This window comes from Stenotrophomonas maltophilia (assembly GCF_039555535.1).
GTDB lineage: Bacteria > Pseudomonadota > Gammaproteobacteria > Xanthomonadales > Xanthomonadaceae > Stenotrophomonas > Stenotrophomonas maltophilia_Q.
Genome location: NZ_CP154630.1, coordinates 1,536,934 through 1,549,608 on the forward strand (window position 1 = coordinate 1,536,934; position 12,675 = coordinate 1,549,608).

General features: G+C 67.6%; 13 protein-coding genes. 8 read left to right on the forward strand and 5 right to left on the reverse strand.

What is annotated here, in order from left to right; genetic code table 11:
- Positions 1-18: 18 nt before the first annotated feature.
- The gene (locus tag AASM09_RS07080) at positions 19-1,587 is read left to right on the forward strand and encodes a winged helix-turn-helix domain-containing protein (protein ID WP_049427273.1); all 1,569 of its coding nucleotides are present in this window, start codon (positions 19-21) and stop codon (positions 1,585-1,587) included.
- On the opposite strand, the gene AASM09_RS07085 is transcribed toward AASM09_RS07080, so the two are convergent.
- A complete protein-coding gene (locus tag AASM09_RS07085) occupies positions 1,556-2,620 on the reverse strand; it encodes a serine hydrolase domain-containing protein (RefSeq protein ID WP_080354967.1) in 1,065 nt (354 codons plus the stop codon). The two genes, AASM09_RS07080 and AASM09_RS07085, sit on opposite strands and share 32 nt — an antisense overlap.
- Positions 2,621-2,726: 106 nt before the next feature.
- Positions 2,727-3,734 carry a tetratricopeptide repeat protein gene (locus AASM09_RS07090; RefSeq protein WP_238378678.1) on the reverse strand — a complete coding sequence of 336 codons (1,008 nt, stop codon included), beginning with the start codon at positions 3,732-3,734 and terminating at the stop codon, positions 2,727-2,729.
- A gap of 222 nt (positions 3,735-3,956) precedes the next feature.
- Here AASM09_RS07090 and AASM09_RS07095 point away from each other — a divergent pair, with 222 nt between their 5' ends.
- The gene (locus AASM09_RS07095; RefSeq protein ID WP_049427278.1) at positions 3,957-5,147 is read left to right on the forward strand and encodes a glycoside hydrolase family 18 protein; all 1,191 of its coding nucleotides are present in this window, start codon (positions 3,957-3,959) and stop codon (positions 5,145-5,147) included.
- An 83-nt stretch (positions 5,148-5,230) separates the two neighbouring features.
- Positions 5,231-5,635, forward strand: coding sequence for a VOC family protein (locus AASM09_RS07100; protein ID WP_049427280.1), 405 nt, complete (start codon positions 5,231-5,233; stop codon positions 5,633-5,635).
- A 24-nt stretch (positions 5,636-5,659) separates the two neighbouring features.
- Here AASM09_RS07100 and AASM09_RS07105 read toward each other — a convergent pair whose 3' ends face one another.
- From AASM09_RS07105 to AASM09_RS07115, 3 genes are read right to left on the reverse strand one after another with little or no spacing between them, the layout of a single operon-like run.
- Entirely contained in the window at positions 5,660-7,219 is a 1,560-nt protein-coding gene (locus AASM09_RS07105) for a PepSY-associated TM helix domain-containing protein (protein WP_049427282.1), read from the reverse strand.
- A 10-nt stretch (positions 7,220-7,229) separates the two neighbouring features.
- Complete coding sequence (locus AASM09_RS07110; RefSeq protein ID WP_049427283.1) at positions 7,230-7,493, reverse strand: hypothetical protein; 264 nt, start codon at positions 7,491-7,493, stop codon at positions 7,230-7,232.
- Positions 7,493-7,789 carry a hypothetical protein gene (locus AASM09_RS07115; RefSeq protein ID WP_049434122.1) on the reverse strand — a complete coding sequence of 99 codons (297 nt, stop codon included), beginning with the start codon at positions 7,787-7,789 and terminating at the stop codon, positions 7,493-7,495. Before AASM09_RS07115 ends, AASM09_RS07110 begins: the two co-directional genes overlap by 1 nt.
- 344 nt (positions 7,790-8,133) lie before the next feature.
- On the opposite strand from AASM09_RS07115, the gene thrS reads away from it, so the two are divergent.
- From thrS to pheS, 5 genes are all read left to right on the forward strand, one after another.
- Positions 8,134-10,035, forward strand: a complete 1,902-nt coding sequence (gene thrS / locus AASM09_RS07120; RefSeq protein ID WP_049430379.1) for a threonine--tRNA ligase — start codon at positions 8,134-8,136, stop codon at positions 10,033-10,035.
- 48 nt (positions 10,036-10,083) lie between these two features.
- Complete coding sequence (infC, locus tag AASM09_RS07125) at positions 10,084-10,626, forward strand: translation initiation factor IF-3 (protein ID WP_019660568.1); 543 nt, start codon at positions 10,084-10,086, stop codon at positions 10,624-10,626.
- A gap of 265 nt (positions 10,627-10,891) precedes the next feature.
- On the forward strand, positions 10,892-11,089 hold the full coding sequence (rpmI, locus tag AASM09_RS07130) for a 50S ribosomal protein L35 (protein ID WP_005410436.1): 198 nt from the start codon (positions 10,892-10,894) through the stop codon (positions 11,087-11,089).
- A gap of 11 nt (positions 11,090-11,100) precedes the next feature.
- The gene (gene rplT, locus AASM09_RS07135; protein WP_005410435.1) at positions 11,101-11,460 is read left to right on the forward strand and encodes a 50S ribosomal protein L20; all 360 of its coding nucleotides are present in this window, start codon (positions 11,101-11,103) and stop codon (positions 11,458-11,460) included.
- A gap of 192 nt (positions 11,461-11,652) precedes the next feature.
- Complete coding sequence (gene pheS / locus AASM09_RS07140) at positions 11,653-12,648, forward strand: phenylalanine--tRNA ligase subunit alpha (protein WP_049430376.1); 996 nt, start codon at positions 11,653-11,655, stop codon at positions 12,646-12,648.
- The last annotated feature ends 27 nt before the right edge of the window (positions 12,649-12,675 follow it).

Genomic DNA, 12,675 nt, shown 5'->3' on the forward strand with positions numbered 1-12,675 from the left:
CAACGCTATGCTTCGCCCATGGACACCCTGCGCCTGCTCGACCTGGATATCGATCGCTCGGCGCAACGCGTCAGTCGCAACGGCGAGATCCTGCCCGTCAGCGGCCTCAGCTGGACCCTGCTCGACGTACTCCTCCAGCACGGCAACGACGTCGTGGATTTCGACACCCTGGCCGCCCAGGTCTGGGCACCGGCGGTGGTCGGCGAGGATGCGGTCAGCCAGCGGGTGAAGCTGCTGCGGCAGGCCTTGGGCGATGACAGCCGGCGCCCGCGCTACATCCGTTCGGTACGTGGTCGTGGCTACCAGCTGTGTGCGTCGCCGTTGCCGGCCAGCGTGCCGCCTGCGCCATCCTCGCGCGCCCGCAGGCTCGGCTGGGGCGTGGCGGCTGTCGCGGTGCTGGGCGTGGTGGCCACGCTGCTGCTGTGGCCCCGGTCGACGCCACAGGGGGCAGGGCAGTCGCTGCTGCAGCGCGCCGAGTACTACGCGGGGATCGGCCAGGCCAGCAACAACCGCGTGGCCATCACCCTGTACCGGCAGGCGCTGCAGGCAGATCCCGAATCCACGCCGGCACGGCGCGGCCTGTCCCGTGCGCTGGCGGCGCAGGGCTGCCTGTTCAACGGCACGCCCGAGCAGCTGCGCGAGGCGCTGGCATTGGCCGAGCAGGAGCTCCAGCGCACACCCGGCGATGCCGCCGCGCACGCTCTGTGGGGGTATGCGCAGGACTGCATTGGCGACATGCGCCAGGCGATCACCGGCTACAGCCGCGCGATCGAACTCGAGCCGGGCGACGAGCGTAGCCGCGCATCGCTGGCCTACCTGCAGCAGGAACGCGGCCAGCTCGCCACGGCGCTGCAGGCCAACCTGTCCCTGAAGGCGCCCGAGCGCATCCGCTTCCGTGACGTGCAGGTCGCGCGCGAGCTCGAACTGCTCGGCTTCACCCAGGCGGCCGCGGATCGCCACGCGCGCAATTTCCAGCTGTATCCCGACAACGTGTTCTCCAACATCGCCTGGCCGCGCAGCCTGTACCTGGCCGGCGCGCCACAGCGGGCCCGGCAGGCGCTGGATGAAGCGCTCGCGCGTGGCACGCCGCATCCGCAGCTGCTGCGCCTGCAGGGCGAACTGGCGTTGCTGGCCGGCGACGCTGCAGGCGCCGCCGACGCGTTCGAGCGTGGCCGCCAGCTGCGGCCGCAGCAATCGCTGGGCCAGACCCTGGCGGCGTTGCATGGCGCGCAGGCTGCGGACGCCACCTGGATCGACCAGCGCCTGCAGCAGCTCGCTACCAGCGCGGGAGCGGGCGACGGCTGGCCCGATGCGGCGCTGGAGCGGGCGCTGCTGCTGCAGGCCCAGGGCCATGCAGGCGACGCGGTGACGGCACTGCAGCAGGCGGTCGATGACGGCTTCCGCGACGTGGCGTGGCTGCGTGCCACGCCGCTGTTCGTCCGCCTGCGCAGCGCGCCCGGCTGGCCGGCCCTGCTGCAGCGCCTGGACGCCGACATTGCCCGGCAACGTGCGCAGGTGCTGGCCGCCAGCTGGCGACCCGACGACCTGGCCGCGCTCAGCGCAGCGCCGGCAGCAGAAACTCGGTGAGGATGCGCCGCGACTGCGGATGGGCGAAGTTGCGGTTGAACGCCTGGCTGGTGACCACCGCCACCACGCGCTGCTCGGGCAGCACGAACACGTAGTTGCCGCCATTGCCGGACATCGCCCACACCGTGCGCGGTGAACCCTGCACGTCCAGCTTCAGGCCCCACCACTGGTAGCCGTAGTCGCTGCCGTCGGAGGTGCTCGTCTGCGGTCGCACCATCGCCTCGATGTAATCCTTCGGTACCAGTTGGCGGCCCTGCCAGCGGCCGCCATCGAGCACCAGCTGGCCGAAGCGGGCGAGGTCCTGCGTGCGGTAGCGGGTGCCGCCGCCGCCCATGCCGATGCCCTCCGGCGAGCGGTTCCACTGGCTGCGGGTGATGCCCATCGGTCGCTCCAGGACGCGCGCGGCGTAGTCGGCCAGCGGTTGGCCGCTGGCTTTCTCCAGTACCGCGCCCAGAACGAACGGATTGGCGGTGCAGTAGGCGAACGCGCGCCCATGCGGGCTGTCCTCCGGCCGCTGCATCCACGGCGCGAAGCCCTTCACCGGCAGGCCCAGGGTGAAGTCCAGCCACTTCTCGGACACGTACATGCGTTCCTCGTGGCCGGCCGAGAACGGGTTTTCGTCATCGCACTCCCAGAGGCTGCTCATGGTCAGCAGGTCCTGCACGGTGGTGGCACGCAGGCGCGGGTCGACCGCGTGCTGGGCAGTGAACGTCGGGAAGTAGTCATACACCCGGGCCTGCACGCCGGGCAGGGTGCCTTCGCCAATGGCTGCACCGACCAGCAGCGCGGTCACGCCTTTGCTGGCCGATCGCACGTCGTGCAGGGTCTGCGCGTCGGCACCGTTGAAGTAGCCCTCGTAGACGACCTTGCCATCGACCTGCAGCAGCACGCTGCGGATCTGTTTCAGTTCATCGCTGGCGATGGCCTGCTGCAGGGCCTGCAGACGGGGCTGGTCCGGTGGGGTGGCGCGGGCAGCGAAGGGCTGGCTGCAGATGGCGCAGAGCAGGGTGAGGGCAGGCAGGATCGAACGCATCGTCGGACTCCATCAAAGGGAGCCCGATTGAGCCTGCGCTGCGTCTGAAGTGCTGGAAACCGGCCTGAAGAATTCTGAAGGCCCTGTGCCACAAGGCTCGCAGGTGTCAACCCGGGTTGACGCGCTCTTCCTCTTCGTCCTCGCCCAGCCACCACACCTGGCCCGGCTCGGGGTCACTCAGCGCATGCTCTCGCTGTTCGATGGCCTCCAGCACGCGTCCCGGGGCCGCGGCGGTCCACGTCGCCAGCAGCTTCTCCACCGCAGCCCGGCCCTGCGCGGCAATGCCCAGATCGCGCTCGCGCGCCCAGGTACCTTCTTCGACGGCCTCTGCATCGTCGTCATGTTGATGCGGGGTGCCATAGCTGCAGCGGCGGCACAGCCGGCGCACGGTCGCGGTCCAGTCCTCGACCATGCCGATGCCGGGCAGGTCCATGGCCCCCAGGGCAGCGATGTCATCGGCAGAATCGCACTGCACGAACACGGTGAAGGTCGCCATGTCCGATCGCTGCAGGCGCTGCATTGCGTTGAACACCGGTACCTCGTGTTCGCCGTACGTACGTCGGCCGGTCGACGCACCGTCATGCAGCACGATGTCGCCGAAGCGGAAGCCGCTTTCGGGTAGCGGTACGTTGTCGATGCGTGCACGCACCGGATCAATGCGGCTCATGTACACCACCTCGGCATCGGACCACGGCGCCAGGCGCATGCAGGCCACGCCGAAGCTGCCCTCGATCGGGCCTTCGCCCTCGGGCAGGGTGATGCCACAGCGGATCCACTGGCGTCGTGCTTCGGCCCAGTCCGCCATGCCGGTGGCCGCGATCCCGGCATTCCAGGCGGTGGCGACATCGAATTCCCCGCGCAGCTGCTCCGATCGCAGGTTGTCCTGCAGCGAGGCCGCCCAGTCGCGCAGGTACTTGTGCGCCAGCCCGCGCATGTAGTGCAGGTAGGGCACCTCGGGAGCGATGGCGATCAGTTCGCCGAACAGCGCCACCGCCTGCGGCAGGTCGCCTTCGTGGAACGCGTCGTAGGCGCGCGCTTCCAGTATCTGGTGTTCGTCGAGGGATGCGCCGTCCAGCAGGTCGCCGTCGGGAGTGGTGTCGTGATCGGTGCTCATGTCCATGTGCGGTTGAAGATCCGCGGCCACCTTAGCCGATGCAGGGGGCCGGGTGCGCTGCGTCGGTGCGTGTCCTGCTGCAATGCATGATGGCAGTGGCATGACTGCCACGTTGTCGCCCTCTGGCTGATCGTTGCTGTCCACTGGACGACATGCCACGACATCGGTCCCATGGCCTCATCGGTTTGCTAACGTGGCGGCGCCTTCGAACCGGGAGATTCCATGTTCCGCCAGACCGTGGCCGTCCTTGCCGTGCTGATTGCCGGCGCCCTGCCCATTGCCGCGCACGCCGCGCCCGCACAGCCGCCGATCTTCGGTGCCTACTACCCCGGCGGTTCCGCCGAGCGCTATCCGGTGTCGAGCATTCCGGCCGAGCGCCTGACCCACCTGTTCTACGCGTTCTCGACCATCGAGGATGGGCGCTGCACGATCGGTGCGGAAGCACCGAAGAACTTCGCCGCGCTGGCCGAGCTGAAGAAGGCACACCCGCACCTGCGCACGCTTATTTCGATTGGCGGCTGGGGCGCGGGCGGGTTCTCCGATGCGGCGCTGACCGAGACCAGCCGCAAGCGGTTGGTGGATTCGTGCATGGTGCTGTTCTTCGATCGCCACGCCGGCAGCTTTGATGGGGTGGATATCGACTGGGAGTTCCCGGTCAGTGGTGGCCCGAAGGAGCTGGCGCACCGTCCGCAGGACCGCGCCAACCTGACCCGGCTCGCGCAGGCGTTCCGCGTGGCACTCGATGCGCGCGGTCGCAAGATGGGACAGCCGATGCTGCTGACCGCCGCGCTGGCCGCCGGTCGCCTGCAGACCGATGGCCCCTACGATCCGGCGGCGAGCTACGACCTGCCGGCGCTGGCCAAGGTGTTCGATTTCATCAACCTGATGAGCTACGACATGGGCACCGGCTTCTCGGCGGTGTCGACCTTCAACGCACCGCTGCATGAGGTGGCGGCCGATCCACTGGCGCCGGAACTGCGGCGCTGGAACAACGTGGCCGGTGCCGTGCAGTTCTACCGCGAGCACGGCGTACCGGCCGGCAAGCTGGTGCTGGGCGTGCCGTTCTACGGGCGCGGCTTCAAGGTGACCGGTGATGCCCCGGATGGGTTGTACCAGCCCTACAGTGCACCGGCCGATGCCGGCGACTGGCGGGTGATCAAGGCGCGCTATCTCGACCAGCCGGGCTGGACGAAGCATTGGCAGCCGCAGGCGCAGAGCCCGTGGCTGTACAACGCCGAACAGAAGGTCTTCATCAGCTATGAGGACCCGCGCTCGATCGGCCTGCGTGCGCAGTTCGCCCGCGAGCAGGGCCTGGCCGGCGTGTTCATGTGGGAGCTGACCGGCGACGACGAACAGGCCAGCCTGCTCAACGCCATGCTCGGCCCGTGGCAGAAAGCCCGCATCGGCGATTGAGCCACCCGCTGGCGGCGGATGCGGCAACGCCATCGGCCCAACCCCGCACATCGTGGCAATGCCCGCAGCGTTACGCTGCGGGCATGATCCATCTCGAACGCCTGGACCATCTGGTCCTCACCGTGGCCGGCATCGAACGCAGCTGTGATTTCTACCAGCGCGTGCTCGGCATGCAGGTCGTGCGCTTCGGCGCCGGCCGCACCGCGCTGCAGTTCGGCCGGCAGAAGATCAACCTGCATCCGGCCAGTGCCCCGCTGCAGCCGCATGCGCTGCAACCCACGCCGGGCAGCGCCGATCTCTGCCTGATCACGCGTACCGCCATGGCCGATGTGCTGGCCCACCTGCAGGCGCAGTCCGTTGCGGTGGAGGAGGGGCCGGTTGCACGCACCGGCGCGCTGGGTCCGATCGAATCGGTGTACTTCCGCGACCAGGATGGCAACCTGATCGAAGTCAGCCATTACCCCGACGAAGCACAACTGCTCCGGTAGCGCCGGACCATGCGGGGCGACGCGTCAGTTCGCCCAGACGCTGTTCGGATCGCCGTTGCGGGCGCGACGCTGGCTGGCGACTGCCAGGCGGGCGAAGCCGAAGGCCATGGCCAACGCGATGGCATCGATCCAGAACAACGGCCACTGGCCCTGCGAGGCAGCGCGCCACAGCCAGTCACCATTGAGTGCGCCGTGCAGCACCGGCACCAGCGCGGTACTGATCGCCGCCGCCCACAGCAGCTCGCGTGCGGCCTGCGCCGGGCGTCGCAGCGCGGCCCACAGCGCACAGGCCGCCCAGCTGCCAAAGCAGGCCCAGCGGATGCCATGGTCTACCGCCGCCGGCGCCAGCCGTTCCAGCACCAGCGCGGTGAGGAACGCGACCGAGATCGCCACGCACAGGCCGATGCACACGCCGACCGTGGCCCGTGCCATGTTTACTCCGGCGCGCGGCTGCTGCGGCTGGCGACGCTTGCGCCGCGACTCGATCCACAGCAGGTTGCCCGAGTAGAACAGGAACGCACCGCCGAGGCCGAGCAGGAAGTACAGCCAGACCACCACGCCGTTGCCGAACTCGCCGAAGTGCAGCGCATAGGCGGCGCTGAGCGTGGCGTGGTTGGCGTCGCGCTGGCCCGGCAGCTGGGTCGCCAGTACATTGCCGGTGGCAACGTCCAGCGCCACAGCGCCGAGGGGGCCGAGCGTGCCGGTGGATTCACCGGTGATCTCGATGGTGGCGTTGGCGTCGCCGGCGTTGGCCAGCTTCAGGTAGGCCGGCTCGAAGCTGGTCACGCCCTGTGCGCGCGCCACTTCCAGCGCCCGCGCATGCAGCACGCGCAGGCTGCCCGGCGGCGAGGGGATGCCGGTCGCTTCACGCACCGGTGCGGTGTCCATCGCTGTTGGCACGGCCTGCAGGGCCTTGCCGTCGAAGATCAGCGGGTTGAGCAGGGCCATCTGCACGAACACCAGGCAGAGCAGGGCCCCGGTCACCGCGAACATCAGGTGGAAGGGCAGGCTCAGCACGCCGATCACGTTGTGCGCGTCCTGCCACAGCTGTTTCAGGTTGCGCCCCGGACGCAGCGCGAACAGGTCGCCGAGCAGCTTCGGCAGATGGATCACCAGGCCGCTCAGCAGGGCCATGCCGTACAGCAGGCTGACGATGCCCATCACGTAGATGCCGGCCACGGGCAGGCCGAGGCTGTAGTGCAGCTCGTTGACCAGTTCCGCCAGCCCGGTCTGCGGCGGCGTCGGGCTGCCGGCGATCTGACCCGGCCAGGCGTAGCGCCAGCTGCCGTCATCGGCCTGCCAGTACGCGAGTGGCTGCGGGTGGTCGGCGCCGGGGAAGGTCATGCCGACGTGGCGGCGGGCTTCCGGATGCGTGGCCAGTACGTCCTCCAGCAGGTACTGCGCATCATCCAGTCCTGCCGGCAGCGCAGTGGCTGCGCCCGGCGTCTGCCACAGCGGCAGATCGTGGTGGAACAGGGTCAACGCACCGGCGTAGAAGGCCACGAACAGGCCGAAGCCAGCCACCAGGCCGACCCAGGTATGCAGGGTGGTGAACGTGCGCAGGGTCTGCGAGCTGAACTTCATGGGGCAGGTCTCATTGCACCGCGCCGAACAGGCGCAGCAGCCCAAGCACGGCGAAGCCGGCGGCGGCGCTGCCACCCAGCACCAGCCAGGCACGCAGCGCGCTGCGGAAACTGAACGCCCACAGGGCGGCCAGCATCCACAGTGGGATGAAAGCGATCAGGGACGGCACCAGCGCCCGCTGCCAGGGGCCGGGCGGCAGCCATGCCAGCAGGCCGGTCGCGGCGGCGGCCAGGAAGAAACCGGCGACGATGCCAGCGAAGGCGCGCGGCCACATCAGGGCGACTCCGGGCCGGGACGGTGCCAGGCGGCCAGGGCCGGCAACAGCATCGCCGCCAGCATCCAGGTGCACAGCATCGCCACCAGGCCGGCAGCGAAGCCGAGTTCTGCCATCCACAGCCACAGCGCAGCGGCGGCCGCGACCAGGCCGATCTGGCGGCCCAGGCGACCGGCGCGGCGCAGGCGCGGCCAGCGGCAGTGCGGCGAGGCGGCATAGAAGGCCAGCGCCGAGAACATCGCCGCCAGCATGCCCAGGCTGCAGAAGCCGAGCGTGGAAAGGCCGACGGTGATCATTGCGGACGGCTGCCGCGGCAGCGGGCCGGCGAACGCGGGGCACGGGCGGGGCCGGCGGGAGCCGGTCGGAGCGGGTGGCGCATCACGGCCATTCAGCGGACCGTACGGTAGCCCTTGGGCTTTCCGGTGCGCTGGTTTAAGATCATCACACTCCCCGACTGGAACAAGGTGGCCCGCGCCCAGCGCCGGCCGAGCGTGCGACATGAGCACTACCACCGCCCACTGTTGACCTGCCCCCGAAGGCCCTGTGTTCCAGGCGCCCTCGTGGCGCTTTTTTATTGCCCGGGCGCCGCCCCGGGACCGCTTTCCAGCCCGCCCCGCGGGCCCCGCACGAAGCCACTGCGATGATCAACATTACCCTTCCCGACGGCAGCCGCCGCGAGTTTGAAACCCCCGTCAGCGTCATGGACGTCGCCCAGTCGATCGGTGCCGGCCTGGCCAAGGCCACCATCGCCGGTGCCGTGGATGGCGTGCTGGTCGATGCCAGCGACGTCATCGACCACGATGCCAGCCTGCGCATCATCACCGCCAAGGACGAGGAGGGCGTGGAGATCATCCGCCACTCCTGCGCCCACCTGGTCGGCCACGCCGTCAAGCAGCTGTACCCGGACGTGAAGATGGTGATCGGCCCGGTGATCGCCGAAGGCTTCTATTACGACATCTACTCCGAGCGCCCGTTCACCCCGGACGACATGGCCGCGATCGAGAAGCGCATGGGTGAGCTGATCGCCCAGGACTACGACGTCATCAAGAAGATGACGCCGCGCGCGGAAGTGATCGAGATCTTCAAGGCCCGTGGCGAGGACTACAAGCTGCGCCTGATCGAGGACATGTCCGACGATATCCAGGCGATGGGCATGTACTACCACCAGGAATACGTGGACATGTGCCGCGGCCCGCACGTGCCGAACACGCGCTTCCTGAAGGCCTTCAAGCTGACCCGCATCTCCGGCGCCTACTGGCGTGGCGACGCGCAGAACGAACAGCTGCAGCGCATCTACGGCACCGCCTGGGCCGACAAGAAGCAGCTCGAGGCGTACATCAAGCGCATCGAGGAAGCCGAGATGCGCGACCACCGCCGCATCGGCAAGCAGCAGGACCTGTTCCACCTGCAGGAAGAAGCGCCGGGCCTGGTGTTCTGGCACCCCAAGGGCTGGGCGCTGTGGCAGGTGGTCGAGCAGTACATGCGCAAGGTCTACCGCAACAGCGGCTACGGCGAAGTGCGCTGCCCGCAGATCCTGGACGTGAGCCTGTGGAAGAAGTCCGGCCACTGGGACAACTACCAGGACAACATGTTCTTCACCGAATCGGAGAAGCGCACGTACGCGGTCAAGCCGATGAACTGCCCGGGCCACATCCAGGTGTTCAACCAGGGCCTGCACAGCTACCGCGACCTGCCGATCCGCTATGGTGAGTTTGGTTCCTGCCACCGCAACGAGCCGTCCGGCGCGCTGCACGGCATCCTGCGCGTGCGTGGCTTCACCCAGGACGACGGCCACGTGTTCTGCACGGAAAACCAGATCGAGTCGGAAGTGACGGCCTTCCACCAGCAGGCGCTGGCGGTCTACCAGCACTTCGGCTTCGACGAGATCCAGATCAAGATCGCCCTGCGCCCGGAATCGCGGCTGGGTGACGACGCCACCTGGGACAAGGCCGAAGGCGCGCTGCGCTCGGCACTGACCGCCTGTGGCGTGGAATGGCAGGAGCTGCCGGGCGAGGGTGCCTTCTATGGCCCGAAGATCGAGTACCACCTGAAGGACGCCATCGGCCGTACCTGGCAGCTGGGCACCATGCAGGTCGACTTCATGATGCCGGGCCGCCTGGGCGCCGAGTACGTGGACGAGAACAGCCAGAAGAAGCACCCGGTCATGCTGCACCGCGCCATCGTCGGCTCGATGGAGCGCTTCCTGGGCATCCTGATCGAGCACCATGCCGGCCAGTTCCCGGCCTGGCTGGCCCCGACCCAGGTGGTGGTGGCCAACATCACCGATGCCCAGGCCGACTACGTCTCGGGTGTGACCAAAACCCTTGCGGAGCAAGGCTTCCGCGTCAGCTCGGATTTGCGTAACGAGAAGATCGGCTATAAAATCCGCGAGCATACGTTGCAGCGCGTGCCCTACCTGCTGGTCATCGGTGACCGCGAGAAGGAAAATGGGGCTGTGGCGGTGCGTACGCGTTCTGGCGAAGATCTGGGCAGCATGAGCCTGCAGGCCTTCATCGAGCGGCTCCACGCCGAGGGCGCGTAAGCAAAGGTCCGGTCCGGGCGCACAGGCACCCGGACCGGTTCGATACCCTTGGGAGAACGTAATATCAGCACCCCTGACAACAAACAGAACCGCAAGAATCAGGAAATCCGTGTGCCGCGCGTCCGCGTGATCGGCAGTGACGGAGAAATGATCGGCGTGTTGTCGCGCGACGAAGCGCTGTCCATGGCCGAAGATGAAGGCCTGGACCTGGTCGAGATCCAGCCGCAGGCCGATCCGCCGGTCTGCAAGATCATGGACTTCGGCAAGTTCAAGTTCGAAGCGCAGAAGAAGGCCAGCGAGGCCAAGAAGAAGACCAAGCAGGTCGAGATCAAGGAAGTGAAGTTCCGTCCGGTCACGGACGAGGGCGACTACCAGATCAAGCTGCGCAAGATGCGCGGGTTCCTCGAGGATGGTGACAAGATCAAGGTCAACATCCGCTTCCGTGGCCGTGAAATGAGCCACCAGGAACTGGGTCGCGAAATGGCCAACCGGATCGAGGCCGATCTGGGCGAGGACATCGTCATTGAATCCCGTCCGCGCCTGGAAGGGCGTCAGATGGTCATGATGATCGCGCCGAAGAAGAAGACCTGAGGCCTGACGGGCCGCCTTCCGGGGCGCCTGGCTGAATGGTTCAGGGTAAGGGGGCGCCGCTGGCGTCCCTTTGCTTTTGCAGGAGGCCGGTGAATTGCCGGTAAAGGGTTGCAGGGGCTGGTGGCAGGGCGGTTTTGCCTGTATCATGCCCGGCTCGACCCACCCAGGACGGGTCGTACGCCGATCATGGCAGGACGGAAAGAGCGGCCCAGGCCGCCGCCAGATCAGTCAGAAACCAGGGTCATATCCCATCAAGGACATTGCAATGCCCAAGATCAAGACCAACCGGGCAGCGGCCAAGCGTTTCCGCAAGACCGCCTCGGGCAAGTACAAGTGCGGCCACGCCAACCGTAGCCACATCCTCACGAAGAAAGCGACCAAGCGTAAGCGTAATCTGCGTCAGACGGGCCATGTCCGTGCAGAAGACGCAGGCCGTCTGGACCGCATGCTCCCTTACCTCTGAGGAACTGAAAAATGGCACGAGTTAAGCGTGGCGTACAGGCGCGTCGCCGCCACAAGAAGATTCTGGATCTCGCCAAGGGCTATTACAACGCCCGTCGCAAGGTCTTCCGCGTCGCCAAGCAGGCGGTCATCAAGGCACAGCAGTACGCCTACATCGGCCGTAAGCAGAAGAAGCGCAACTTCCGTTCGCTGTGGATCACCCGTATCAATGCGGCTGCCCGCATCAACGGCCTGAGCTACAGCCGCTTCATGAACGGTCTGCTGAAGGCCGGCATCACCCTGGATCGCAAGGTCCTGGCTGACATCGCCGTGCACGACGCAGCCGGTTTTGCTGCGCTGGCCGAAAAGGCCAAGGGCGCGCTGGCGGCATAAGTCCTTCCCGATGCCGTAACCGTTCACTCGGAACGGTGTCAGGTCAAGGCAATGCATGGGGAAGGGCGCAAGTCCTTCCCCATTCTTTTTTGGGTCCCGGCGAGGCCACGACGGCAGCGCGGGGACGGCGGTGGCGACAGGGGTCGGCCCTTCGCGCATCGCGATGGCAGATCGACTGGAGTTCCGGCCCCCATGAGCGACATCCAATCCCTCACCACCCAGGCGCTGGCCGATGTGGCCGCCGCACAGAGCCCCGACGTGCTGGAACAGCTGCGCGTGGCCCTGCTTGGCAAGAGTGGCAGCATCACTTCGCAGCTCAAGCAGCTCGGCGCCCTGCCGGCCGAGGAGCGCAAGGCCGCCGGTGAAGCGATCAACCAGGCCCGTGACGCGCTGACCCGCGCGCTGGGCGAGCGCAAGGCGCTGCTGGAAGACGCGGCACTGGATGCGCGCCTGGCCGCCGAAGCCATCGACATCACCCTGCCGGGCCGCAATGGCGACCGTGCCGGCCTGCACCCGATCACCCGCACCCTGGAGCGCATCACCGGCATCTTCGGCCGGCTGGGCTACGAGCTGTCGGAAGGGCCGGAGATCGAGGACGACTGGCACAACTTCGAGGCGCTGAACTTCCCGCCGCACCACCCGGCGCGCGCCATGCACGACACCTTCTACTTCGGCGACGGCCGCCTGCTGCGTACGCATACCTCCGGTGTGCAGGTGCGCTACATGGGCGACCACGCGCCGCCGCTGCGCATGATCGCCGCCGGCAAGGTGTACCGCAGCGACAGCGACCAGACCCACTCGCCGATGTTCCACCAGGTCGAAGGCCTGCTGGTCGACGAGCATTCGACCTTCGCCGACCTGAAGGGCACGCTGGCCGAGTTCGTGCGCGCGTTCTTCGAGCGCGATTTCGAGATGCGTTTCCGTCCCAGCTACTTCCCGTTCGTTGAACCGGGCGCGGAAGTGGACATCGCCTGGCAGCAGCCCGATGGCAGCACCCGCTGGCTGGAAGTGCTCGGCTGCGGCATGGTGCATCCGAACGTGCTGCGCAACGTCGGCATCGATCCGGAGCGCTACACCGGCTTTGCCTTCGGCATGGGCGTGGAGCGTTTCGCGATGCTGCGCTACGGCGTCAATGACCTGCGCGCGTTCTTCGAGAACGATGTGCGGTTCCTGAAACAGTTCGCGTAAGCCGCAACCATGTAGAGCCGAGCCATG

Coding starts and splice junctions, on each gene's coding strand:
- AASM09_RS07080 (WP_049427273.1), top strand. CDS start 19: ATGGACACCCTGCGCCTGCTCGACCTGGATATCGATCGCTCGGCGCAA.
- AASM09_RS07085 (WP_080354967.1), bottom strand. CDS start 2,620: ATGCGTTCGATCCTGCCTGCCCTCACCCTGCTCTGCGCCATCTGCAGC.
- AASM09_RS07090 (WP_238378678.1), bottom strand. CDS start 3,734: ATGAGCACCGATCACGACACCACTCCCGACGGCGACCTGCTGGACGGC.
- AASM09_RS07095 (WP_049427278.1), top strand. CDS start 3,957: ATGTTCCGCCAGACCGTGGCCGTCCTTGCCGTGCTGATTGCCGGCGCC.
- AASM09_RS07100 (WP_049427280.1), top strand. CDS start 5,231: ATGATCCATCTCGAACGCCTGGACCATCTGGTCCTCACCGTGGCCGGC.
- AASM09_RS07105 (WP_049427282.1), bottom strand. CDS start 7,219: ATGAAGTTCAGCTCGCAGACCCTGCGCACGTTCACCACCCTGCATACC.
- AASM09_RS07110 (WP_049427283.1), bottom strand. CDS start 7,493: ATGTGGCCGCGCGCCTTCGCTGGCATCGTCGCCGGTTTCTTCCTGGCC.
- AASM09_RS07115 (WP_049434122.1), bottom strand. CDS start 7,789: ATGATCACCGTCGGCCTTTCCACGCTCGGCTTCTGCAGCCTGGGCATG.
- thrS (WP_049430379.1), top strand. CDS start 8,134: ATGATCAACATTACCCTTCCCGACGGCAGCCGCCGCGAGTTTGAAACC.
- rpmI (WP_005410436.1), top strand. CDS start 10,892: ATGCCCAAGATCAAGACCAACCGGGCAGCGGCCAAGCGTTTCCGCAAG.
- rplT (WP_005410435.1), top strand. CDS start 11,101: ATGGCACGAGTTAAGCGTGGCGTACAGGCGCGTCGCCGCCACAAGAAG.
- pheS (WP_049430376.1), top strand. CDS start 11,653: ATGAGCGACATCCAATCCCTCACCACCCAGGCGCTGGCCGATGTGGCC.